The sequence below is a fragment of the Roseibium algae genome, assembly GCF_037783265.1.
GTDB classification, from domain to species: Bacteria; Pseudomonadota; Alphaproteobacteria; order Rhizobiales; family Stappiaceae; genus Roseibium; species Roseibium algae.
On sequence record NZ_JBAKIA010000001.1, the window covers coordinates 252,590 to 276,429 of the forward strand.

The 23,840-nt window shown below is 53.0% G+C and carries 23 protein-coding genes; 10 read left to right on the plus strand and 13 right to left on the minus strand.

Annotated features, from left to right (window positions below):
* Positions 1–34: 34 nt before the first annotated feature.
* Both V6575_RS01155 and V6575_RS01160 read right to left on the minus strand, forming a co-directional pair.
* Positions 35–2,161 carry a methyl-accepting chemotaxis protein gene (locus tag V6575_RS01155; protein WP_340272157.1) on the minus strand — a complete coding sequence of 709 codons (2,127 nt, stop codon included), beginning with the start codon at positions 2,159–2,161 and terminating at the stop codon, positions 35–37.
* A gap of 141 nt (positions 2,162–2,302) precedes the next feature.
* Positions 2,303–2,872, minus strand: coding sequence for a hypothetical protein (locus tag V6575_RS01160; RefSeq protein ID WP_340272158.1), 570 nt, complete (start codon positions 2,870–2,872; stop codon positions 2,303–2,305).
* Positions 2,873–3,280: 408 nt separating this feature from the next.
* On the opposite strand from V6575_RS01160, the gene V6575_RS01165 reads away from it, so the two are divergent.
* The 5 genes from V6575_RS01165 to V6575_RS01185 all read left to right on the plus strand — a co-directional run bounded on the left by V6575_RS01165 (position 3,281) and on the right by V6575_RS01185 (position 8,478).
* Entirely contained in the window at positions 3,281–3,910 is a 630-nt protein-coding gene (locus V6575_RS01165) for a 50S ribosomal protein L25/general stress protein Ctc (protein ID WP_340272159.1), read from the plus strand.
* A 159-nt stretch (positions 3,911–4,069) separates the two neighbouring features.
* On the plus strand, positions 4,070–4,843 hold the full coding sequence (pth, locus tag V6575_RS01170) for an aminoacyl-tRNA hydrolase (protein ID WP_340272160.1): 774 nt from the start codon (positions 4,070–4,072) through the stop codon (positions 4,841–4,843).
* Between the two features lie 207 nt (positions 4,844–5,050).
* Positions 5,051–5,860 carry a mechanosensitive ion channel family protein gene (locus tag V6575_RS01175; RefSeq protein ID WP_340272161.1) on the plus strand — a complete coding sequence of 270 codons (810 nt, stop codon included), beginning with the start codon at positions 5,051–5,053 and terminating at the stop codon, positions 5,858–5,860.
* A 143-nt stretch (positions 5,861–6,003) separates the two neighbouring features.
* Positions 6,004–7,104 carry a redox-regulated ATPase YchF gene (gene ychF, locus V6575_RS01180; RefSeq protein WP_340272162.1) on the plus strand — a complete coding sequence of 367 codons (1,101 nt, stop codon included), beginning with the start codon at positions 6,004–6,006 and terminating at the stop codon, positions 7,102–7,104.
* 105 nt (positions 7,105–7,209) lie between these two features.
* Positions 7,210–8,478 (plus strand): MFS transporter, encoded by a 1,269-nt coding sequence (locus tag V6575_RS01185; RefSeq protein ID WP_340272163.1) that lies wholly within the window; start codon positions 7,210–7,212, stop codon positions 8,476–8,478.
* 180 nt (positions 8,479–8,658) lie between these two features.
* Here the strand turns inward: V6575_RS01185 and V6575_RS01190 are convergent, their stop codons facing one another.
* Positions 8,659–9,204, minus strand: coding sequence for a PilZ domain-containing protein (locus V6575_RS01190; RefSeq protein ID WP_340272164.1), 546 nt, complete (start codon positions 9,202–9,204; stop codon positions 8,659–8,661).
* Between the two features lie 201 nt (positions 9,205–9,405).
* Here V6575_RS01190 and V6575_RS01195 point away from each other — a divergent pair, with 201 nt between their 5' ends.
* The 3 genes from V6575_RS01195 to V6575_RS01205 all read left to right on the plus strand — a co-directional run bounded on the left by V6575_RS01195 (position 9,406) and on the right by V6575_RS01205 (position 13,060).
* The gene (locus V6575_RS01195; RefSeq protein WP_340272165.1) at positions 9,406–10,089 is read left to right on the plus strand and encodes a fumarylacetoacetate hydrolase family protein; all 684 of its coding nucleotides are present in this window, start codon (positions 9,406–9,408) and stop codon (positions 10,087–10,089) included.
* A 124-nt stretch (positions 10,090–10,213) separates the two neighbouring features.
* Positions 10,214–11,989 (plus strand): SLC13 family permease, encoded by a 1,776-nt coding sequence (locus V6575_RS01200; RefSeq protein ID WP_340272166.1) that lies wholly within the window; start codon positions 10,214–10,216, stop codon positions 11,987–11,989.
* 153 nt (positions 11,990–12,142) lie between these two features.
* Positions 12,143–13,060: an NAD-dependent epimerase/dehydratase family protein gene (locus V6575_RS01205; RefSeq protein ID WP_340272167.1), complete on the plus strand. Its 918-nt coding sequence runs from the start codon at positions 12,143–12,145 to the stop codon at positions 13,058–13,060.
* 98 nt (positions 13,061–13,158) lie between these two features.
* Here V6575_RS01205 and V6575_RS01210 read toward each other — a convergent pair whose 3' ends face one another.
* Positions 13,159–14,181, minus strand: coding sequence for a methyltransferase (locus V6575_RS01210; RefSeq protein WP_340272168.1), 1,023 nt, complete (start codon positions 14,179–14,181; stop codon positions 13,159–13,161).
* A gap of 213 nt (positions 14,182–14,394) precedes the next feature.
* On the opposite strand from V6575_RS01210, the gene V6575_RS01215 reads away from it, so the two are divergent.
* A complete protein-coding gene (locus V6575_RS01215; RefSeq protein WP_422785510.1) occupies positions 14,395–14,850 on the plus strand; it encodes a MaoC family dehydratase in 456 nt (151 codons plus the stop codon).
* Entirely contained in the window at positions 14,847–15,326 is a 480-nt protein-coding gene (locus tag V6575_RS01220) for a MaoC family dehydratase (protein ID WP_340272170.1), read from the plus strand. The genes V6575_RS01215 and V6575_RS01220 overlap by 4 nt, the downstream gene beginning before the upstream one ends.
* A gap of 68 nt (positions 15,327–15,394) precedes the next feature.
* Here the strand turns inward: V6575_RS01220 and V6575_RS01225 are convergent, their stop codons facing one another.
* The 9 genes from V6575_RS01225 to V6575_RS01265 all read right to left on the minus strand — a co-directional run bounded on the left by V6575_RS01225 (position 15,395) and on the right by V6575_RS01265 (position 23,652).
* Positions 15,395–15,874: a GNAT family N-acetyltransferase gene (locus V6575_RS01225; RefSeq protein WP_340272171.1), complete on the minus strand. Its 480-nt coding sequence runs from the start codon at positions 15,872–15,874 to the stop codon at positions 15,395–15,397.
* Positions 15,875–16,029: 155 nt separating this feature from the next.
* The gene (bluB, locus tag V6575_RS01230) at positions 16,030–16,686 is read right to left on the minus strand and encodes a 5,6-dimethylbenzimidazole synthase (RefSeq protein WP_340272172.1); all 657 of its coding nucleotides are present in this window, start codon (positions 16,684–16,686) and stop codon (positions 16,030–16,032) included.
* Positions 16,687–16,689: 3 nt separating this feature from the next.
* Positions 16,690–17,238, minus strand: coding sequence for an adenine phosphoribosyltransferase (locus V6575_RS01235; RefSeq protein WP_340272173.1), 549 nt, complete (start codon positions 17,236–17,238; stop codon positions 16,690–16,692).
* Positions 17,239–17,288: 50 nt separating this feature from the next.
* A complete protein-coding gene (locus V6575_RS01240) occupies positions 17,289–18,164 on the minus strand; it encodes an S-methyl-5'-thioadenosine phosphorylase (protein ID WP_340272174.1) in 876 nt (291 codons plus the stop codon).
* A gap of 144 nt (positions 18,165–18,308) precedes the next feature.
* Positions 18,309–19,193 carry a cytochrome c1 gene (locus tag V6575_RS01245; protein ID WP_340272175.1) on the minus strand — a complete coding sequence of 295 codons (885 nt, stop codon included), beginning with the start codon at positions 19,191–19,193 and terminating at the stop codon, positions 18,309–18,311.
* 29 nt (positions 19,194–19,222) lie between these two features.
* A complete protein-coding gene (locus V6575_RS01250) occupies positions 19,223–20,488 on the minus strand; it encodes a cytochrome b (RefSeq protein WP_340272177.1) in 1,266 nt (421 codons plus the stop codon).
* Between the two features lie 24 nt (positions 20,489–20,512).
* Positions 20,513–21,073 carry a ubiquinol-cytochrome c reductase iron-sulfur subunit gene (gene petA, locus V6575_RS01255; RefSeq protein WP_340272178.1) on the minus strand — a complete coding sequence of 187 codons (561 nt, stop codon included), beginning with the start codon at positions 21,071–21,073 and terminating at the stop codon, positions 20,513–20,515.
* 322 nt (positions 21,074–21,395) lie between these two features.
* Positions 21,396–23,228, minus strand: coding sequence for an ABC transporter ATP-binding protein (locus V6575_RS01260; RefSeq protein WP_340272179.1), 1,833 nt, complete (start codon positions 23,226–23,228; stop codon positions 21,396–21,398).
* Complete coding sequence (locus tag V6575_RS01265) at positions 23,212–23,652, minus strand: hypothetical protein (protein WP_340272180.1); 441 nt, start codon at positions 23,650–23,652, stop codon at positions 23,212–23,214. Before V6575_RS01265 ends, V6575_RS01260 begins: the two co-directional genes overlap by 17 nt.
* Positions 23,653–23,840 lie beyond the last annotated feature (188 nt).

Genomic DNA, 23,840 nt, shown 5'->3' on the forward strand with positions numbered 1-23,840 from the left:
AATTCATAGACAGACGAAACAGCAAGTTCAGATCTTATGCAGCTGCAACTGCCGACAAGAAACGATCTACCGTTGTTCTGAGCTCAGTCGTACGTTCATTGACGATACTTGATGAATCCAGAACCTGTCCCGCAGAACTACTGGTGCCACGGATCTTTTCAGAAATTGTCTCCATTGACTGTGCAACGTCTCGCGTGCCTTGAGCCGCTTCTTGTACATTGGATGAAATCTCACGGGTCGCGGAGCCCTGCTCATCGACTGCTGAAGAGATCGAGCCTGTGTATTCGTTGACCTCACTCATCGTTTCAGTAATCGCTGCAATCGCCTCAACCGCTTCCTCGGTCGCAGCTTGAACTTCGGCTATCTGAGAACTGATATCCTCAGTTGCCTTAGCGGTCTGTGTCGCCAACTCCTTCACTTCAGACGCAACAACGGCAAACCCTTTCCCAGCATCCCCGGCTCGCGCAGCTTCAATCGTTGCATTTAGAGCCAGCAAATTGGTCTGCTCCGCAATTGCGGAAATCAAACTGACAACATCTCCGATACGTTGAGCTGCGACAGCCAAGCCTTCAATCTTCTTGTTGGTATTGGCAGCATTTTCGACCGCCCCACCAACAATTTCCGTGGTTTTGGAAACCTGGCGAGAAATCTCCTGAATGGAGGCAGACAGTTCTTCAGCCGCAGACGCAACAGTTTGAACATTGTTGGAAGCCTGCTCCGATGCTGCCGATGCACCTGATGCTTCGCCTGCAGTGTCATCAGCCAGTGCATTGAGTTCCTCTGCAGTCACGCGCATCTGATCAGAGTTCCCGGCAACCGCATCCAGCATACTTGTAATATCCTGACGAAAGGCATCCACCAGACCGCGAACCTGAGTTGCCTTGTTATCACGCGTCTCAGTCGCCAACCTCTGATCATCTTCAAGGCGAACCCGTTCAAGCTCGTTGTCTCGAAACACAATCACGGTTTCTGTCATGACATCAATTTCATCACCGCCTGTGCCTGCATGCAACTCGACGTCAGTGTTCCCAGCGGCCAGGTCCGTCATGGCCGATGACAAGCCATTGATCCGACCTGTCAATGCACGGGAGAAGACAAAACCTATCGCACCTGCAAGCACCGAAGAGAACAAGGCGATGGTCAAGATCCAGTTGCGCAATGAACCAAGCGGAGAAAGGACTTCTGCCGTATCCTGCACAACGACCAACGCATAGGGTTTCGACATGAAGTCGAAAGGCGTGATCGCAGCCTCGACATCCCGACCTTCGAAATCAGGTAGTTTCGTAAAGATCGGGGCACCACCCAGACTCGCCCGAACGTCATCTCGATCCAGGATGCCGCTTAACAGCTCAGACGCGTCAGCTGTTCTCAGGCTGTCATTCTGGACCACAAGCTTTTCATTTACAAGAAACACGTTTCCAGTATCGCCAAGGCCAGCGTATCGACCGAGAACTCCGGATATTTTGCCGGTTGGCAGCAGGTAAACAAGAACGCCAATTTTCTTTTTGCCGATAGCGACTGGCGTCGCCATCAAGCCAACAGGCTGTCCTTCCTGCGCGGCGTAGCTTTCAAGATCCATGAGGTATGCTGCGGTTGGATCCCCCGCAATTGCCATTTCAAAAGCAGATGCAAGAATGGAGTTTTTCCATCCATCCGAGCGCAGGTTGACAGCAAAATCGTCATATTTGTTGACGGAATATACGACATTGCCTTGAGTATCGATCAGGAACAGATCCTTGTAGCCGCTGTCGGAGACATAGCGGCGCAGAACTGGATGATATTTGGCATGCGCCTTGTCGTAAGGTTTGCGACCTGCCTTGGAGAGTTGGTCACGGGCGCCCTTCGGATGCTTATTCTTAGTGATGTAGGTATCGATGAGCTTGTCGGAGGCCTGATCTCCGTATTTTGTCCAGCCCTTGCCAAACTCCGCCATTGCAGCGCGAACCGTCTTTCCTTGCGCAGCAGATAAAAGAGCTTCTCGAACTGTATCCATATAGTCGGTCAAGGCGTTCATCCGACTTTCGGAAAGCGCCATCAGACGATCTTCAGAGAGTGTACGAACGGCATTAGCACCCGACAAATAGCTTGCTGTACCAACCCCCGCCGAACACAGCAGGGCGATTCCTATCAAAATCGCTGGCAGCTTGACCGATACTTTCAACGCGCAAACTCCTGTTGCAACACACAGAGCATTACCTGGTGGCTTGGATCGCCTTGTGATCCGCCCAAACAGGCAAAGAATGTTCTATCTTTGAAAAGGACGGAAAAGACCCGGACGAAAACCCCGTCCGGGTCTTCACCATCAAAGGCCTTCGACATTCACACCGAAGGTCACGGCACCAATATTTTTGCCGGTTGCCGGATCCGTGACCGGAACGCTGACCTGGCTCTGCAACTGCTGCGTGGAATCATCTTCCTCGAGATCGCCGATGTGAACCGCGCCCTTACCAACTAAATAGGTTTCTTGCCATTTGGCTTCGTCGCCCTGCCAATAGTCGGACGTGACGTCGCTTTGACCCACATTGAGACCCTTGGCGTCCATTACGAAGATTTCAGTGAACAGCCCATCGCTGCCATCTTGCAGCTCTGCCAGATGCATCGACAGGCTATTATCAAGAACCGCATCAATCATCGGCTGGTCTGCAGCATCGGTCTCAGACCGCCAAGCCGTGTCCAGCTCATCAATTTTTGATTGATCGTAATCAGCTGTAACCCCGTTTTGAGCCTTCACGGCGTCAACAACAACTGAAGAACTTACTATTTCTGCGATTTGACCATTTGCCAATGCAACGAGCTCATCACGAAACTCGTTGGACTGTGCAGCACTCACGCTGAGTGCGAATGTCAAGAATGTGCTTACAAGAAACTTCATGGAATTCCCCTTCTGAATTCCCCTACTATTTCCCGATCCTATTAAAACAAAGTAATCAGGAAGCATAAAAGAATTAAATACGCAGAGGAAGAATATATAAATCATTGTTTTAAATCATCAAAAAAACAATAATTTATTACAGCATTCCCAAATCTCGTAAAATTTTACAATCAATAGTATAATTTGTTATTTTTACCACCAATCAAAAGCATAAGACCTACGTTCGGCAGACTAAGCATTCCAACGGATATCCCGCTTCACTGCAGACCTTGCACCTCTCGGCTGTTTCCGCTATAGCACCGGCGCGCCTGCACCCCTGGAGGAGGCGTATTTGGGCTGATTCCGGATTTGAAGCTTTCTGCTGAAAGATACGCCAGCCCTTTTCTTTACATCCGAAGGAGTTTTGCCATGGCTAACAGCTATGAGCTGAAGGCGTCGGCTCGGGACCGAGTGGGCAAGGGGGCTGCACGGTCACTGCGTCGCGAAGGCCTTCTACCAGCCGTAATTTACGGCGACAAAAAAGCCGCAATGCCGATTACTATACCTGTCAAGGAAACCACACTGACCCTACGCAAGGGCGGCTTCCTGACACACGTCGGCACTGTTGAAGTAGACGGCAAAAAGCATAAAGTTATTGCCAAGGACTATCAACTGCACCCAGTTCGCGATGAGCTGATGCACGTCGATTTCCTCCGTGTTTCTGCAAACACCACTTTGACAGTTGATATCCCGGTTGTCTTCATCAATGAAGAGGGATGCCCGGGCATCAAACGCGGCGGCATGCTGAATGTTGTTCGCCACACTGTGGAAATGAACGTTCCTGCAGACGCAATTCCGGAATCGCTGGTATTCGACCTGTCAAAAGCTGACATTGGCGATGCCCTGCACATTTCGGCAACGACCCTGCCTGAAGGCGCACATCCGACAATCACAGACCGTGACTTCACGGTTGCTACGATTGCATCACCGGGTGGTTCTCAGGATGCAGACGAAGACAGCGAAGAGGCTGCGGCAACCCCAGCAGCTTCCGCAGAATAATCTTCTGCCTCAAGGGGCGGTTTATCCGCCCCTTGATCGGCTCTGCCTTGATCAGGTCCCTGCCCATCGAAATCAGGCAACCTGACGGCACCCAAAAATGTGCCGAGCAGTGCGACATCACACACCAAAGACCACGAACGTCTACGCAAGGACAGAACCATGCGGCTGATCGTTGGCCTCGGAAATCCGGGCGGAAAATACGAGCGCAATCGGCACAACATCGGTTTTATGGCCGTCGACGAAATTCACCGACGCCATTCCTCGTTTTCGCCATGGAAAGCACGCTTTCAAGGACAAGTGTCCGAAGGACGCCTTGGGACTGAAAAGGTCCTGTTGCTCAAGCCATCCACCTTCATGAATGAATCGGGTCGCTCAATTAGCGAAGCCATACGCTTCTTCAAGATCGAACCGGAAGACATTGTCGTCATCTATGACGAACTGGACTTGCCTCCCGCAAAGTTTCGCATGAAGGCCGGAGGCGGACATGGCGGCCATAATGGCTTGCGCTCCATGACCGCCCACATTGGGGCCGATTATCGCAGACTTCGGCTTGGCATTGGCCATCCCGGCGACAAGAAACTCGTCGCCAATTATGTCCTGGGTGACTTCGCGAAGAAGGATTCAGACTGGCTGGATCCACTCCTGTCCCAGGTCGCCGACAATGCGGACCTGCTGGCCGACAAAAAAGACAGCCAGTTCGCAAACAAACTGACGCTTGCCCTGGAACCGGAGAAAGCCAGACGCAACGACAAACCAGCCAAACCAGTGACTGGGAGCACTCCTCTCAAAGAAGGCACTGGGCGGCAAGCACCAGCCAAGCCCAAGGGGCAAAGCCATATCCGCCAGGCGCGCCAGCCGCACACGACCAACCTGCCAAAGTCAGGCCCAATGGCGGAGATGCTGAAAAAACTACTTGGCAACAAAGACAGCTAGGCCCCTGCCAGCAAAGCATGGCTTCACCTGGCTGTGCCCAACAAATTTCCCAGACCCCTTCCTCAGATACGGTCCATGGATCAGTGGATGACCAAGGCCAAGTATAGCTTTCAGTCTTCTATTAGTTGCGATAATTTCAACCTTGGCTATTCTCTGCGTCAGCTCAAGAAATAATGGAAAAATTTCCAGAATTTGGAAGGAAAACGCATGGACATCTCAATCGATCAGGTCAGCGCTTATGCACCTTTGATCCTCAATGCAGTAAAAGCCATTATCGTACTGATTATCGGTTGGGCGATCGCAGGGTTCTTGAGCGGCATGATCCGCAAACGCGTGATGTCAAATCCGAAGATCGACGACACACTCGGCGCATTTGCAGCCTCACTCGTCAAATGGCTCGTCCTGCTCGTCACTCTCATTGCTGTCCTTCAGCTGTTCGGCATCCAGGCAACCAGCCTTGTCGCCGTATTGGGCGCTGCAACTCTGGCCATTGGCTTCGCGCTGCAAGGCACGTTGAGCGATCTGGCAGCGGGCGTGATGCTGATTTTCTTCCGCCCCTACAAGCTTGGGCAATTTGTCGATATTGGCGGCACAGCAGGCACGGTCAAAGACATCAACCTGTTCATGACCGAACTGGTCACTCCGGACAACGTCCAGATCGTCATGCCCAACGGCAAGGCCTGGGGCTCTGTTGTCACCAATTACTCAGCCCACCCAACACGTCGTGTCGATTTCACCTTTGGCATTGATTATTCCGACGATGCTGACAAAGCCATGGCCTTGATCCTGGACCTGGCAAAGGCAGACGACCGCGTCCATAGCGACCCTGAGCCTTGGGTTCGCATGGTCAACCTCGGCGACTCTTCAGTCGACCTGGGTGTTCGCCTTTGGTGTAACGCCGCAGACTATTGGGAACTGAAATTCTCTATGACCAAAAAGGTCAAGGAAGCGTTCGATGCAAATGGTGTGTCCATTCCTTATCCGCACACCGTGGAAATTCAGAAAAAAGCCGACTGAATACAAACACCGGCGAAATGACCAAAAGGCCGCGCATCTGCGCGGCCTTGATTGTATCTGCAGCCTTGTAGCACTTGACCTTGCCCGCCCCATCCGGCACATAGCGGCAACGTTTCAAGCTAGCTAACCGAAAGCGATCACCCATGGGTTTCCAGTGCGGCATCGTCGGACTGCCCAATGTCGGCAAGTCCACGCTCTTCAATGCGCTCACCAAGACCGCAGCCGCCCAGGCGGCGAATTATCCGTTTTGTACGATCGAGCCCAATACCGGCGAAGTCGGCGTCCCTGATGTGCGTCTTGAAGCGATCCGGGCGGTTGCGGGTTCCAAGGAAATCATTCCGACCCGTATCACCTTCGTCGATATCGCAGGCCTTGTGCGCGGCGCATCAAAGGGCGAAGGGCTTGGCAACCAGTTCCTTGCCAACATCCGCGAAGTTGATGCTATCGTACACGTCCTGCGTTGCTTTGAAGACGATGACATCACTCACGTCGAAGGCACGATCGATCCGATTGCCGATGCCGAGACTGTTGAAACAGAGCTGATGGTCTCCGATCTGGATAGCCTTGAGCGCCGCCTCAATCCTCTGAAGAAAAAAGCATCTGGCGGCGACAAGGAAGCCAAGGCGCTCTTGCCGATCATGGAAGCAGCCCTCGCCCTCCTTCAGGACGGCAAGCCAGTGCGTTACATCAAACTGGATGACCCCGACGAGCGCAAAATGCTCAATGGCCTTGACCTTCTGACGTCAAAGCCTGTCCTCTACGTTTGCAACGTGGAAGAAGCATCAGCTGGCGAGGGAAATGCCCTGTCCGCCAAAGTTGCCGAAATGGCAAAAGAGCAAGGCGCTGCCTCCGTTGTAATTTCCGCAGCCATTGAGGCCGAGATCTCCCAGCTCGACAAGGAAGAGCAGGAAGAGTTTCTGGAAACCATCGGTCTGGAAGAACCTGGTCTCGACCGTTTGATCCGCTCCGGTTACGGATTGCTCGGTCTGATCACATATTTCACAGCTGGACCAAAGGAAACACGCGCCTGGACCATCACTGATGGAACAAAGGCGCCCGGAGCAGCTGGCGTCATCCACACTGATTTTGAGCGCGGTTTCATTCGCGCCCAGACAATCGCCTTTGAAGATTACACCACCCTGGGCGGCGAAACTGCAGCCAAGGAAGCTGGCAAGGCGCGGGACGAGGGCAAGGAATATATCGTCAAGGACGGCGACATATTGATGTTCAAGTTCAACACCTGATCCCAGCCACACAGATGCCGGACGGTCGCCCAAACGAAGGATTTAGGTTTTTGGTGTAAATCAAACCTAAGACCGGCGGGGCGCCGGTCCGATCTGGGGGATGATATGGGTACAGGACGGAAACGCGCAGGAAATATTTTCGCAGGAACTGTCGGAAATACGCTGGAATGGTATGACTTTGCCATTTACGGCTATCTCGCGCCGATCATCGCACAGCAGTTCTTTCCAACCGGCAGCCACGCCGTCGGCCTGATCAGCACATTTGGAATTTTCGCAGCCGGCTTCCTGATGCGTCCGATCGGCAGCCTGCTGCTTGGCCACATTGCAGACCGTGCCGGCCGCCGCACCGCCCTCCTGCTATCGGTGACATTGATGGCCATCCCGACAACCTTGATTGCCTTCTTGCCAACCTACCATATGGTCGGTGTCGCAGCTCCAATTAGCCTGACGATCCTGCGTCTTCTGCAAGGCCTGTCTGTCGGCGGAGAATACACAGGATCTTCTGTCTATCTCTATGAGATCGCGCCAAAGCGCTGGAGAACATTTACCGTCTCCTGGGCTTTGGTTGGTGCTGTATTCGGCGTTCTTCTGGGCTCAGGCGTCGCAGCACTCGTGACCAGCATCGTGCCGAGCGAAGATTTGCATGTCTGGGGCTGGCGCGTCCCCTTTGCCTGCGGCGTAGTACTCGGACTTGTCGGCTTTGTCATTCGCTCGAACAATAAGTCCAGTGAAGCGGATCTTCCCCCAACAGCGCGTGAGCCAGTTGCCGTCCCGGTTCGCGAAGTCATCACCCATCACCGAACAGCCTTGCTCAGAACCGCCGCCTGCAACATCCTCAATGGTGTCGGGTTCTACATCACCTTCGTTTACCTGACGACCTATCTGGTGGACTATAGCAAACTCACCGAAAGCAGAACCTTGATCATTAACACAGGCGTCATGGTCGCGTTCATGCTGCTGGTGCCTTTACTTGGATATCTGGCCGACATCATTGGCCGTCGCATTCTGCTGTTGATCGGCTCCGGAGGGATCGTGCTATTCGGCTATCCCTTGTTCTGGCTGATCCACCATCCCGACCCTCGAATGGTCATACTCGGACAGCTGGGATTGGCCACGGTACTCGCCTGCTATTTTGCACCGCTGCTGGCTGCGATGATCGCTCAGTTCCCGGCATCAATAAGGGTTACTGGCTATTCCATCGGTTACAATATTCCGTTGGCAATCTTTGGCGGTACATCTCCCCTCGTTGCCACTTATCTCATTCATTATACAAACATGCCGCTCGCACCGGCCTACTACCTGATCGCCGCAGGATTGCTTGCATTTGTCGTCGTCCTGTTCACCCCAAATCTTGATGAAAATGAACAAACCTGAGACGAAACAGGCCCGGGACACGGGCAAGACTGGCAATGCAATGTAAAGGTCCGCAGCATATTGATGTTTGAGCTAACGGCATTGCACAAAACATGCTCCGGATAACCGGAGCTGAGACGGTCTGCGGGACTTCTGAATTGAATTCGTGGCTGGGTCTTCAGATCTCAGTCACGAGTCTGCCTAGCCGAGAATCTTGGCGCCGTTCCAGGTCAATCTGAGTCCTGCTTTGGTATCAGTTTTCCAGGCAACTTGTCCTCGGACCGGTTTATCAAAACCGTCCATATAGACCAAGAGATCATCGGGCAGGTGTCCTATCCCCTCCCCCTCAATCCGGCAGCCCGAACGACTTGCATCAGTCACGATGCAGCACAATTCAAACGATCTGCCAAGGTCTTGTACCTTGGCAGCCACAGTGACCGGGAACCTGGGTTCAGACCGCTTTTCCCTTGCCTGGTGTTCTTCCGGCGAAAAGACCACAGTCACATAACCAGACTTGTGCGATGTTATCTTACCCTTTTGGAACTCATCGGCGTCATCCAACTTCAGGGCAATATTCTTGGTCAAAACACTCAGGCCCTCGCCCACAAGCTTACAGCCCCAATCACTGAAATTCACAGCTTTGGTTTGCACGCACTTTAAACTAACAAGATCCAGAGCCAAAACAGGAATGGCAATTTCCAATTCAAGTTCGCCAGATGGATCTGTTGTAGGCTGCTCCGCAAGCATTGAACCCTCGAAAGTATTGATATAAATAACAATGAAGAATTTATATCTCATACGTAAAAATATGATTACTATTTATCACTACATATCTTCAACAAAACCGTGTTGCAGAGCAATATAAAATGATAATTTCCCTGCAACTCAAATGTATTTATACTGAGCTACCAAGTCAAAATACAAACAAATGAAACGCAGGAAATCTCCTTGAAGCACGTTATTACGCCCCCAAATACTCCAGTCCTTCCTGTCAGCGGCACCCAAAACACATTTCCGGTAAGGCGGGTCTATTGCATCGGACGCAATTACGCGGCCCATGCCATCGAGATGGGACATGACCCGGACCGGGATCCTCCGTTCTTTTTTCAAAAGAACCCGGACAATCTGGACCCTTCAGGCGATTTTCCCTACCCAGCTCAATCTGTCCATGTTCACCACGAGATTGAACTGGCCGTCGCCTTGAAAACGGGTGGAACAAACATTCCTGTCGATAAGGCCCTTGGCCATGTCTATGGCTATGCCGTCGCGCTCGATATGACCCGCCGTGACCGTCAAGCAGAAGCAAAAAAGGCAGGGCGTCCCTGGGATGTTGCAAAAGCGTTCGAACGCTCAGCCCCCATTGCCCCCATCGTTCCGTCCAGTGTCATCGGTCATCCGTCAAAAGGCAAAATCCAACTCCTTGTCAATGGAACGGAGCGTCAGCTCGGTGATCTCGATCAGATGATATGGAAGGTGCCTGAGATGATTTCTTATCTGTCGGACTACTTCACCCTTTCAGCCGGCGACGTGATCCTGACAGGAACACCCTCCGGTGTCGGCCCAGTCCAGAAAGGTGACGTAATGGAAGCCCACATCGAAGGCTTTGAGACATTGACTGTCACCGTGTCCTGATAGGCTCGCAGCACAAGACTTATTTTGACGCAGCGTCGTCAATGACCTCGACGTCTGCTTATTATCTGACTTATGGTCAGGGCCTTCCAGTAGTCAAGATTCGGTCCCGCAGGAGTGGTTTCTAGTGACATTTGACCAAACCGCACTGTTCATTCTGCTCGGTACTCTCTTTGCATTGCTGATCTGGGGCAGGATCCGCTACGACCTTCTCGCTTTCGCAGCCCTGGTGGTGGCCACCCTTCTTGGCTTGGTCCCAACGGATCAGGTCTTTTCAGGCTTTGGGCATCCAGCAGTCATCATCATCGCACTTGTTTTGATTGTCTCACGTGGCCTGATGAACTCCGGTGCCATCGAGTTTACAGCCAGATACGTTCTTTCAGCTTCTGCCGGTCTGTCACGCCATATCGGGGTCATGGCGGTTGTTGGGGCTGCGCTGTCCGCGATTATTAACAATGTTGCTGCGCTTGCCCTTCTCATGCCCTTGGACATGGAGGCTGCCCGGAAGGCAGGGCGCGCCATCGGCCTGTCGCTCATGCCCCTGTCCTTTGCAACAATACTCGGCGGAATGATCACGCTGATTGGAACGCCGCCCAATATTGTCATCGCCCAGTATCGACAGGAGGCCCTCGGCGAGCCCTTCACTATGTTCGCCTTCGCCCCGGTCGGTCTTGTGGTGGCGACCACTGGCATCCTCTTCGTAGCCCTGATCGGGTGGCGTCTGCTGCCTGCACGACTTAGCCAAAAGCCGACAGATGAAGATCCAGTTTCTAGCCTTTATGTTGCAGAACTGCGAGTTGGCGACGACGCCAAGGAAAACGAAACCACAGTCGCCGATCTCTATCCGATAGCAGACGAAAAAGACGTCAATATCCTGGGTCTCATTCGCCATGGCCGTCGCCTGCGGGGCTTTGCCCGCCGCGAACAGGTATTACCTGGCGACTTCCTCGTCGTCGAAGGCGAGCCCAAAGGCATAGAAGCCTTCATGGGGGCCGCAAAGCTGGACTTCGCAGGATCGGAAAAGCACAAACCCGGCCTGACTGGCGGCAGCTTGGCACTCAGCGAAGCCATTGTGCCCGACAGCGCCAGAATTGTCGGGCACAGTTCATTCGATTTAAGCCTGCTGCATGGCCATGGCGTCACACTGCTCGGGGTGTCCAGGCAAGGCAGACGCCTGCACGCCCGGGTCCGTCATTTGACCCTGCAAACCGGCGACGTCCTGTTGTTGCTTGGATCTTCTGAAAGGCTGGAAGCTGCAATCAACTGGCTTGGCGTCCTGCCACTCGAAGGCAAACGGACAGGCGTCATTCAGCGAAACAAGGCGCTGTTATCCATCGGCGCATTCGCGCTGGCCATTGCTGCAGCTGTTTCGGGCTTGGTCTATCTTCCAATAGCGCTGGCGGCCTGTGTTCTCGTCTATGCCGTATCCGGGCTAATTGGCGGGGCAGAAGTTTATGAGGCCGTCGAATGGAAGGTCATCGTTCTGCTCGGCTCGCTCATACCATTGGGACAGGCCTTTGAATCATCTGGCAGCGCCCAACTGATCGCCTCCAACATCGTATCCCTTACGGACGGATACCCGGTTTGGGTTGCCCTTGCCGTACTTATGATCGTCACAATGACGCTGTCTGATTTCCTGAACAATGTGGCAACGGTTCTGATCGCTGCTCCAATCGGGATGCAGATAGCCAAAGCCCTTGATGCCAATCCGGACCCATTTTTGATGGGTGTCGCTGTCGCGGCCTCCTGTGCATTCCTGACCCCGATCGGGCACAAGAACAACACTATCATCATGGGCCCCGGCGGATACCGTTTTGGTGACTATTGGCGCATGGGGCTGCCACTGGAGCTTCTGGTTCTTTGCGTGTCATTGCCAGCAATCCTGGTTTTCTGGCCGCTTTAGGACCTGCGGGCCAAAACACTCAGCCAAGAGCCTGCCTCCACATGCCTTTAGCACACGCATCACAAGAGTTTTTCCAAGCTTCGCCGGTCCGCACCGCTGACATCACCTGGAAAATTGGCCATGATGTCCCACAAACGAACAAGGGGAAACGCCATGGACACCAAAAACGAGACCAACACTTCAAAACGAATTCTCTTCACTGGAGGCACGGGAAAGGCTGGACGGCATGTCATTCCCTATCTGCTCGAACGTGGCCACCAAGTGGTCAATGTTGACCTCAAGCCGCTAGACCACCCCGGCGTCGACAACCTCATTGCAGACATCACCCAGTCCGGCGAAATGTTCAATGTAATGACGAGCTATGCCAATTTCTCAGAATTGGAGCCAGGGACAGGAGTTCCATCTTTTGATGCTGTTGTTCATTTTGCCGCCGTGCCTCGCATCCTGATCAACCCGGACAACAAGACGTTCGAGACCAATACGATGGGCACCTACAACGTCATTGAAGCCGCCGTTAAGCTCGGCATAAAGAAGATCGTCATAGCCTCCTCAGAAACCACCTATGGGGTGTGTTTTGCCGATGGTATCGCCGACCCGGATGTGCTGCCCGTTGAAGAAGATTACGACGTCAATCCAATGGACAGCTACGGCCTGTCAAAAGTCGTCAATGAAAAGACAGCCCGTTCGTTCCAGCGCCGCTCTGAAGCTGATATTTACGCCCTGCGGATCGGCAATGTCATTGAACCGCATGAGTACGGTCGCTTCCGCGATTTCTGCGCAAACCCGGCACAGCGCCGCCGCAACATTTTCTGCTACATCGACGCTCGTGATCTGGGCCAGATCGTCGATCGCTGTCTCGAAAAGGATGGTCTCGGATATCAGGTGTTCAATGCAGGAAACGACACCAATTCGGTCGACATGCCCAATTCGGAAATTCTGAAGCGCTTCTTCCCGAATGTCCCTCTCAGCCGAGAGCTTGGTGACAACGAAGCCTTGTTCTCCAACAAGAAAATTCGAGACGTCCTCGGCTTCAAGGAAGAACACGACTGGCGTCAGTACGTCGATAAATAAGAGACCGACTCTGTGTCTTTAAATCATTTAATCAAATTATGCGGGTGAGCTTACAAAAAAGCGCACCCGCAGATTATTCTCTTAAACGAGCTCAATGATCACGCAGGCTTGGTCGCATGGACCAACATGGTCATTCCGGGGATCATCTCACCCACTTCAATGTTCTCAAAACCAGCAGCTTCCATCAGATCCCTGACATAGCTTGACGTGATCGACCGTGCCTTGGGATTGAAAGCTGTGTGCTGCAATTGCCAGAGGGCTGCCAATTTCGGCCCCTCACGGTTTTCATCGACCATAAAGTCATGAACAACAAAGCGCCCGCCTGGCGTCAGGGTTTCCTTGGCTTTGCGAACAAGACCGGCGATTTCATCCCCAGGCACGCCGGAAAACAGATAGGACATCAACACGACATCCGTCTTCTGGGGCCACGTGTCTTCAAGCGCATTGCCTGGCTGGTAAGAAATACGCTCTGACAATTCCGCTTCGGCGATAAACTCACGGCCAACCACCGCGACATTGGGAAAATCGAGAATCGTCGACTTGAGATCTCCATAGGCCTTGCACAAGGAGATAGAAAAAGCCCCTGTTCCACCACCGACATCCAGAAGTGTCCGCGCATTCGACAGGTCAACCATCTTTGCCAGCCCACGCCCTGGCCCAAGAGAGCCTGCATGCTGCGATTTGGAGTAAAGCCGCGCCTGCTCTGGATCCGAGAACCATTCTGCATATGAAGACACCTGATCAGGTTTCAGCGTCCCGGTGATCGCTTCATTCAGTTGCGTCAGGAACGGATACATCTGCTTGTCGATCTGAAAACGCAGATAGTCACCAAAATCATATTTCCTCCCCTTCACCAGATAGGCCTCGGCAGCCGACGAATTTGCAAAGCCAGATCCATCTCGCCGCACAAGACCCAAAACGGTCAAGGCAGTCAGGAGTGTGGTGACACGATCAACTTCAAGTTCAGTTGCCCTAGCGAGTTGCTCGGCAGTCAGTGTCTTTTCAGAAAGCGCAGAGAACAAGCCTACGTGAAGTGCCGCAAAAAGAGCCTTCGACCCCATGAAGGCAAAGGCGATATCAGAAATGGACTCAGCAGTTTCAAGCGGCGCAACGGCAGACATAAAAAGCTCCAAAAATCAGGAAATTAAAAACGAGCCGAAGGAACGGCAGGCGGGACTAAACCATCATAGGCCGGACTTTGCTGCATTGCAAAATATACGGCAAAAAAGAAATACTCAGTCGTCGTCAGTAGATCGATTTCAAGAGGGCTTCTCAATTAATCGCTAATAAAAAACCTAGCAGACGAGCAATATATTCATTAGGATTCGAGTATGATGACACGCTATTTCTTTGAAGACCTGGAACCCGGGCAATTTTTCGAACTCGGAACCTACACGGTAACAAAGGCCGAGATTATCGAGTTCGCAAACGAATTTGACCCCCAACCATTTCATCTTGATGAGACCGCGGGCAAGGCATCCATTCTAGGTGGGTTGGCGGCCTCTGGTTGGCACACTGCTTCCATCACAATGAGACTTCTCGCACTCGGATTTCTGAACAATAGTTCCTGCCAAGGCTCGCCCGGCGTCGACAAGCTGGTCTGGAGAAAACCCGTTTTGGCCGGCGATACATTGGCTGTTCGGATGGAAATCACTTCAGCACGGCTTCTGAAGTCCCGGCCAGGCTTCGGCATGATCAACATGGCGCTGGAAACCCGAAACCAAACAGGCGCGGTTGTCATGACCTACAACAATCCCGCAATGTTCACATTGCGCGGAGAGGCCGTATGACACAATTTTTCGAAGACATCTGTATAGGCGATGTTCTCGACATCGGTGTGCACACCTTCAGCCCTGAAGAAATCATACGCTACGCTGAAAAATTTGACCCGCAGCCCTACCATCTGAGTGAGGAGGCGGCGCAACAAACCCATTTTGGTCGGCTTTGCGCATCGGGTTGGCATACAGCTTCGATTTACATGCGCCTGCTGGTTCTGAAAAACCAGGAAATCGAGAGAGCGGCAAGGCAGCGCGGCGCGCCAATCGCATTGATTGGTCCATCCCCTGGACTGGAAGAGTTGAAATGGCGTCTTCCGGTATTTGCGGGCGACACCATTTCATACAAGCGTTGCGTGTCCGGCAAAACTGAAAGTCGTAGCCGCCCGGATTGGGGCATTGTTCATGGTGAAAACCACGGAACGAACCAAAACGGGGAAACCGTATTTTCCTTCAAGAGCAATGTCTTTGTCCAAAGATCCCCGCGCTGAAAGGCGGGGCTCACGTTCTTTGAAACAAAGACGATTGTGATCATAAATTATTGACATGCCCGCGGCACTTAAAGTGCGCGGGCAAACAGAACCTCATCATGGATTGGAATTCCGTGATCGCCTCTAACAGGAATTTCAGGCTTCTGCTCTCGTTCCCTGTCGATTACGCCCTGAGCAACACGCTCCATCCGAAATCCGCGGCGTTGGTAAAACCGGAAGGCATCGAGGTTATCGTTCGATGTGCGAACAGTCAGTCGCGGTACATCCGTTTCCCGCGCTTCCTTGACCACCGCATCCAGAAGTAGCGTTCCCGTTCCAGCCCAACGGTTGAGAGAATCCAGTGTCAGGATTTCCCATTCGCCTTCTCGTTTTATCACTGTCACAAGACCGGCGAATTCATCGCCCACAACAGCGACATAACCGGGCAACCGGGATGCATCTACCGTTTGGTCATCCAGCATGATTTCTGGGCCTGTCCAGCGTTCCACAAGCAGTTGGCGCACCGCAACATGATCTTCATCTTGGATCTGTCTGATTTCCACGCTCACGAATTATTCCTTCTGCATCAGTCCATGGAAATTACGTCCCGTTCTCTGAATAGCGTTATCATAGCCAGCCAGAACTATATTGCGAAACGGTAAAGTTGCATCAGCACATTTGAATAGACAGCCGCAAAGTCGACAAAACATACAGGTCCGACGGTCTATTTAAGAAAAATCCGCATCTCCAAGTCGGTTTTCTCCTGCCAGCCATAGCGCACCAACTCAGGGTCCACGTGTTCTTCCTCAGGATATCCCAGGCAGAGATAGGCAATAAACTGCCAGCCCTCTTCAGCCTCAAGGTCTGCGCAGAGACGCGCGGGATCAAGGATAGACACCCATCCAAGACCGATTCCATGGGCGCGGGCGGACAACCAAAGCGTCTGGATCATGCCAACAACGGAATAGGCCAGGGTTTCCGGCATCGTCGCCCGGCCAAGCCCATGGCCTTGCAGTGTCTTGTCATCACAGAAAACGGCCAGATGGACGGGCGCTTCTTTCAATCCTGCGAGCTTGAGTTGCGCATAATGGCCGGCCTCCGCGTCGCTGTAACTCTCCAAAGCTGTTCGGTTCTCAGTTTCGAAGTTTTTCAGAACCGCAGCACGCGCTTCCTTGCTTTCAACACATACAAACCGCCAAGGCTGGCTGTTGCCAACGGAAGGGGCCTGATCTGCGCAGACCAGCAGCTTGTCGAGAAGCCCCTCAGGCAACGGATCTTGCCGAAACCGCCGAACATCTCGGCGCCAGAGCAGAAGCTCTTCAAATTGAGATCGAAAGGCTTCGTCGAAAACTGGAGGTAATGTCAACGAAGCGTTCTTCATCACTCAGTGACCTGGAAAGTCGACGAGTGTCCGAACAGGCACATTCAGCGCCTCAAGTTTCGCCCGACCACCAAGGTCAGGCAGATCAACAATGAAACATGCCGCCACGATGTCAGCGCCCATCGACTGCAGGAGCTTACAGGCAGCCTCTGCTGTGCCGCCAGTCGCAATCAGATCATCAACAACAATGACTTTGTCGCCAGGCTTGATGGCGTCCCTGTGCATCTCCATCTCATCCAGCCCGTATTCCAAAGAATAAGCGATCGTAACCGTTTCAAAAGGAAGCTTTCCTTTCTTGCGGATCGGTACGAAGCCAGCCGACAACTGATGCGCCACAGCCCCGCCAAGAATAAAACCGCGCGCTTCTATGCCTGCGATCTGATCAACCTTGGATCCAGCCCACGGCTGAACCAAAGCATCTACGGCGCGCCGGAAAGCCCGGGCGTTGCCCAGGAGCGTGGTGATATCGCGGAAGATGATCCCATCCTTGGGGTAATTCGGAATGGTCCGAATTGCTTCTTTCAGTTCGTCCTGAACACTCTTGTCGGTCATCGTTTTTGTCTTTCAGTCTTAACTTAGAATTGGATTGAGGTAGGGCGGTCTCAGGATTTAAGAACCCGGCCGGCAACAGCATCCAGGCGGGACAACAGCTCCGCATCCCTTGCCTCCGGGACCGTCATGATCGCGAACTCAAGCGCTTTGTCGGACCCGATTGGACAAGCATTACGCTCAACAGGAAAATCTCGGGCAATCCGGGCGACAAGGCTTTGCGCATTGCTTGCATTGTCATGCACAACCTTGAGGATTGCCTGGATGTCGACTTCGCCGTGATCGGGGTGCCAACTGTCATAGTCAGTAATCATGGCCACAGACGAATAGCAAATCTCAGCTTCCCGAGCCAATTTTGCCTCTGGCATATTCGTCATGCCGATCACATCACAGCCCCAGGAACGATAGAGCTGGCTTTCCGCCAGCGATGAGAACTGCGGCCCCTCCATGGCAAGATAAGTCCCACCCCGGCTGTAGCTGAGGTCTTCAGCCTTGGCTGCATCCTCGACGCGGTCCACCAGCTCCGGGCTCACCGGATAGGCCATCGAGACATGGGCAACACAGCCCTGCCCGAAAAAGCTTTTCTCGCGTGCAAACGTCCGGTCAATAAATTGATCAACCAGAACAAACGTACCAGGAGCCAACTCTTCTTTCAAAGATCCACAAGCTGAAACAGACACCAGGTCCGTAACGCCGCAGCGCTTCAAAACGTCAATATTGGCGCGATAATTGATATCCGAAGGGGCGTAAACGTGCCCACGCCCGTGACGCGGCAAGAACACCACCTTGAGTTCGCCGATATACCCGATGCGCACGCTATCGGATGGTTGACCCCAAGGGCTTTCGACGGCGATCCATTGTGCATTCTCAAGACCGGGAAGATCATAGATGCCGGAGCCGCCAACCACACCAAGTACCGATTTCAACATCTGTATCTCCGATTTTATCCAAGCGGATTAGCCGGGGTTTTATCGCGGCTGTCAAACAGGAACCGACTTTGAATCCACCCATTTCAAAAGAAAAAGGCCACCAGTTTCCCAGCGGCCTTTCAAAATTTCAGTCAACAAAAGAGCTTAATGCTCAACGTTGCGCCATAGCTTCTTTTTAGTGAAGTAGAGCAGACCAGCGAAGACAATCAGGAAGATCATCACGCGAAAGCCTGTCTTCTTGCGCTGTTCCAAATGCGGCTCTGCAGCCCACATCATGAATGCCGAAACATCCTTGGCGTATTGATCGACCGTCATCGGAGTATCATCGGTGTACTCAACCAGCTCATCACTGAGAGGGTTCGCCATACCAATCGGACCACCGGTCAGGTGAAGATCTTGACAGGCTTTTTCAGTAACGGAGCCGCCGAGGAAGGCCGGGTTATAGTTGCCAGAGAAATCTTCGCCAAAACAGGCAGGAGCCTCTTCCGGATAGCTTGTCAGAAGTGTGTAGATATAATCCGCACCCTGTTCCTGATACTGCGTGAAAGCGTCAAAGACGAACCACGGGAAACCACGGTGTCCCGCACGCGCCTTCGCAAGCAGAGAGAAATCAGGCGGATAAGCCCCACCATTCGATGCACGAGCAGCCTGCTCGTTCGGGAACGGTGAAGGGAACTTGTCGGACGGAACAGCGGGGCGCTCATACATGTCGCCTTCGTCATTCGGTCCGTCAATCACAGTATAATCAGCCGCAAGAAACTTCACTTCTTCTTCGCTGAAGCTCGGTCCACCGTCCTGTGCCAACGTCCGGAAAGCCACCTGACGCAAGCCGTGACAAGCTGCACAGACTTCCTGATAGACCTTGAAGCCGCGTTGCAACTGACCGCGTTCAAATGTCCCGAAAGGACCAGCGAAAGACCACTGATGCCGTTCGATATGGGGTCCGTCACCAGCAGCCAGGGCTGGTGTGACGACCGCAATTGCTGCGACCGTCGTAAGGGCACGAACCATTTTGATCATGGTGCTCATTTTCGAAAAACTCCCGATCCCGTCCGTGTTCACTTGGTACCCGGCGCGGAGACCGCACCAGCTGGAGTACCCGAGCCGCCCTTAAGCACAGCTTCCGAAATGGAGGCTGGTAACGGCAGCGGTTTTTCCATGAACCCGAGCATCGGCAGGATGATCAGGAAATGTGCGAAGTAATAGATTGTGCAGATGCGGGAAAGGACGACATAGACGCCTTCCGCAGGCATTGCACCGAGGTAGCCAAGTGCAAGCGCATTGATCGCGAAAATCCAGAAGAACTGCTTGAACAATGGACGGTATGAACCGGAACGAACCTTGGAAGTATCCAGCCAAGGCAGGACAAACAAGACCGCAATCGCGCCAAACATGGCAAGAACACCACCGAGCTTGTCCGGCACAGCACGCAGGATTGCGTAGAATGGCAGGAAGTACCATTCAGGAACAATATGCGCTGGCGTAACCAATGGGTTCGCCTCGATATAGTTATCCGGGTGGCCCATGTAGTTCGGTGCGTAGAATGCAAACCAGGAGAACAGGATCATGAAGACCACGATCGCGAACAGATCCTTGATTGTATAATACGGATGGAATGGCAGCGTGTCCTTCTTGGACTTGGGCTGCACACCCGTCGGGTTGTTGTTGCCCGTCGTGTGGAAAGCCCACACATGCAGGATGACAACGCCGAGGATCATGAACGGCAGCAGATAATGCAGCGAGAAGAACCGGTTCAGCGTCGGATTATCGACAGCAAAACCGCCCCACAGCCATGTCCGGATGGCTTCGCCAACAATCGGGATCGCCGAGAACAGGTTCGTGATCACCGTTGCGCCCCAGAAAGACATCTGTCCCCATGGAAGAACGTAGCCCATGAAGGCCGTGCCCATCATCATCAGGAAGATGACAACACCCAGGATCCACGAAATTTCGCGCGGTGCCTTGTATGAACCGTAATAGAGACCGCGGAAGATATGGATATAGACCGCGATAAAGAACATCGACGCGCCATTGGCGTGCAGGTAGCGCAGCATCCAGCCAAAGTTCACATCACGCATGATGTGTTCCACACTGTCGAAGGCCAACAGGGTGCTTGGTGTATAATGCATCGCCAGCACAATACCGGTGAGGATCTGAGCCATCAGCATGACGGCCAAAATTCCGCCGAAGGTCCACCAGTAGTTGAGGTTCTTCGGGGTTGGGAAGTCAACGAAAGATCCGCGAACAAGCGAGATGACCGGAAGGCGGCTTTCAAGCCACTTTGCCGGTGCACTTTGCGGTACGTAGTTAGAATGTCCAGCCATGGCTGTCTCCTCAAATTCCTGCCGTTAGCCGATCAAGATCGTTGTGTCAGACACGAACTCATACGGTGGAATGAGCAAATTCTCGGGAGCCGGTCCTTTGCGGATACGACCAGCGGTATCGTAGTGCGAGCCATGACAAGGGCAGAACCAGCCACCAAAGTCACCGGATGAGCCCAGCGGCACACACCCAAGGTGGGTACAAATCCCCACTTGGATCAACCACTGCTCTTTGCCTTCGGCTGAACGATTGAGATCAGTCGCCTCTGCATCCGCTGGCAAATTTGAATTTCTGGCATTTTGATCCGGCAGATCTGCAACCGGAACACTGTTTGCCTCTTCGACCTCTGTCGGCGTGCGATAACGGATAAACACCGGCTTCCCGCGCCATTTGACTGTGACCGACTGCCCCTCTTCCACGGCAGAAACATCGACCTCGATAGAAGCGAGAGCCAATGCTGAAGCGTCCGGGTTCATCTGATCGACGAACGGCCAGACAAGCGCGCCTGCGCCTACTGCGCCCATTGCGCCAGTCGCTATATAGAGGAAATCGCGGCGAGTAGGTTCCGCCGTATCCGAATGTGCCAAGGTCGCGTCCTCTCGAAACCTGTTCAACCTATACCGAAAGCCAACATCGCGTCTGCCGACCAACTGCAAACGCAGAAAGATAGGCAGAACGAAGCTGGGCTCAAGGTTGAACGGGTGCGGCAAGTTCCCGCACCAATTCAATTAGCTCGTCTTTTTGCATCGATAGGACGCCATGTCCAGATCGACAAATGATGCAAACCACAAATGTCGCAGGTAAAAAACGATCTATGACCTTTTTCTGACCTTATTTTAGGAGTTGGCGCAAGCCGCTGCGCATGAAAACCACGCGCAACGGCTCATTTTTCTAGGTCAGAGTTTAGACTTATGGAGAAGGATCAAGAAAACCACCAGACTGTCGGGCCCAAAGCTGCGCATAGAGGCCATTTTGCTTCAACAGCTCATCATGACTGCCTTCTTCAATGATTCGCCCCTTGTCCATGACGATCAGACGGTCCATCGCGGATATGGTCGACAAACGGTGTGCAATCGCAATGACTGTCTTGCCCTTCATCAAATCGAACAAACTGTCCTGGATCGCACTTTCAACTTCTGAATCAAGCGCGGATGTCGCCTCGTCCAAAATCAGGATCGGCGCATTTTTCAACAAAACCCGCGCAATCGCGATCCGCTGACGCTGACCACCAGACAGTTTGACACCCCGCTCACCGACGTGCGCATCCAGGCCAATGCGGCCAGACGGGTCGGACAGCTCCTGAACAAACTCAAAGGCATGGGCTTTCAGGAGCGCGGCTTTGACGTCTTCACGGCTGACTTCAGGCCGACCATAGGCAACGTTGTCCAGAATAGAGCGGTGCAAGAGCGACGTGTCCTGTGTCACGACGCCGATGTTCTCCCGAAGGCCATCTTGAAGCACATTGGAAATCTCCTGACCGTCAATCAGGATTTTACCGCTCTCCAAGTCATAAAACCGCAGAAGCAGGTTCACCATTGTGGATTTACCGGCCCCAGAACGCCCAATCAGGCCGATTTTCTCCCCCGGCTTGATGGTCAAGGAGAGATCATCGATGACCCCGCCTGTTTTGCCATAGTGAAAACACACAGACTGAAACTGGATCTCACCCTTGGAAACAGTAATGGCCGACGCATTTTCAACATCAGACACATCCCGCGCTCTGGAAATCGTGGTGATACCATCCTGAACAGTGCCGACGTTCTCAAATAGTCCTGAGACTTCCCAGAGGATCCACTGCGACATGCCCTGCAACCGAAGCACCAACGCCACGGCGATGGCAACATCCCCGGTGGTCACAACTTCATTTTGCCAAAGCACGATGGACAGGCCACCCACTGACGTCAGAAGCAGCATGTTGATCGCAGTCAAACTGATGTTGAGCACCGTCACCAACCGCATCTGACGCAAGACAGTGGCGAGAAACGCTGCCATAGACCCCTTGGCATAATCCTCCTCACGTGAGGCATGAGAGAACAGCTTCACCGTCGATATATTGGTATAGGCATCGACTACATGACCGGTCATGAAAGATCTCGCATCGGCCTGTTTCTTCGACGTCTTGCGAAGCTTGGGAACGAAAACTCTCAGCACCAAAACATAGGCAATCACCCAGCACAGGAAAGGCGCGGCAAAAATTGGATTCGCCGAACTGACCACCAATACAGCTGCAGTGAAATAGACCAACACATAGACAAGAATATCAGCAATCCGGGTCACCACTTCCCGAACGGCCAAGGCCGTTTGCATCAGCTTGTTGGCAATCCGGCCCGCAAAATCATCCTGATAGAATGAAATGCTCTGCCGCAACAAATAGCGATGAACCCGCCAGCGGATGGACATGGGATAGGTTCCCATCAGCCCCTGGTGAAACAACAACTGCCAAGCCGCTTCAACAATCGGATACACCACAAGGAGCACGGCGGCCATGCCAAGCAGAGATGGCCAGTTATTCTCCCAAAAGAACGCACGATCCTGTTCGGAAAGCCAATTCACCAGATCTCCGAGGAAGGTGAATATGGTCACCTCAAGGACTGCAATCATCGCCCCAAGTACTGACACCAGAACCAAAATCCGCCAAATCGGTTTTGTGTAATACCAACAAAAGGCAACAAAACCCTTTGGTGGCATATCAAGTTCTGTCTCGGCAAAAGGGTCTGTCAGGTTTTCAAAGCGAGCGAACATAGGTCGCCTCCATCTTCACTGCATGGTCTTTAAGCCCGTCGCGCTGAAGCCGAGAGCTTAAAGACCCAGGCGTTCGCCAGTGACCATCCTGCCCTGCAGCCAAAGCTGCGCTGGCAAGAATGCTCATGAAAGCCACTGCAAACACCAAAGTTCCAAAAAACAACGCGCCCAATCTTGATAGGAAGTGAGCGAGTTCAAAGGCCCGACCTCCCTGAACGACAGTTTCAATTTGCCCGATCTCATTCATCAAGATAGGCACAAACAGAACCACCGCGATCACAACACTCGCCAGGCCAAAACCGGCAAGCATCAAGAAGCCGCGCAACAAACTGCGAAAAACCGACCTGCGGCCGACACCCGCAGGAAGGGCAATATCAGGACGGTCCGGCAAAGCGAACGGGTCCAAGGGATAACGGGCCGACATTTCATCGCCTCCGAAACAGGGGAATTTGAACATCCTGACGAGACGTAGCCCAAAGACCACGCAGCCGCGCTAAACCATTGGGCTCAAGCAGCAGGCTTCACGAAGGATGATGAATTAAAGAGGGAAATTATCGAGAACGCTTAGCTATCTAGCACGGGGAGTGATGTGCCAGCAGGAGCGCAGCTGAT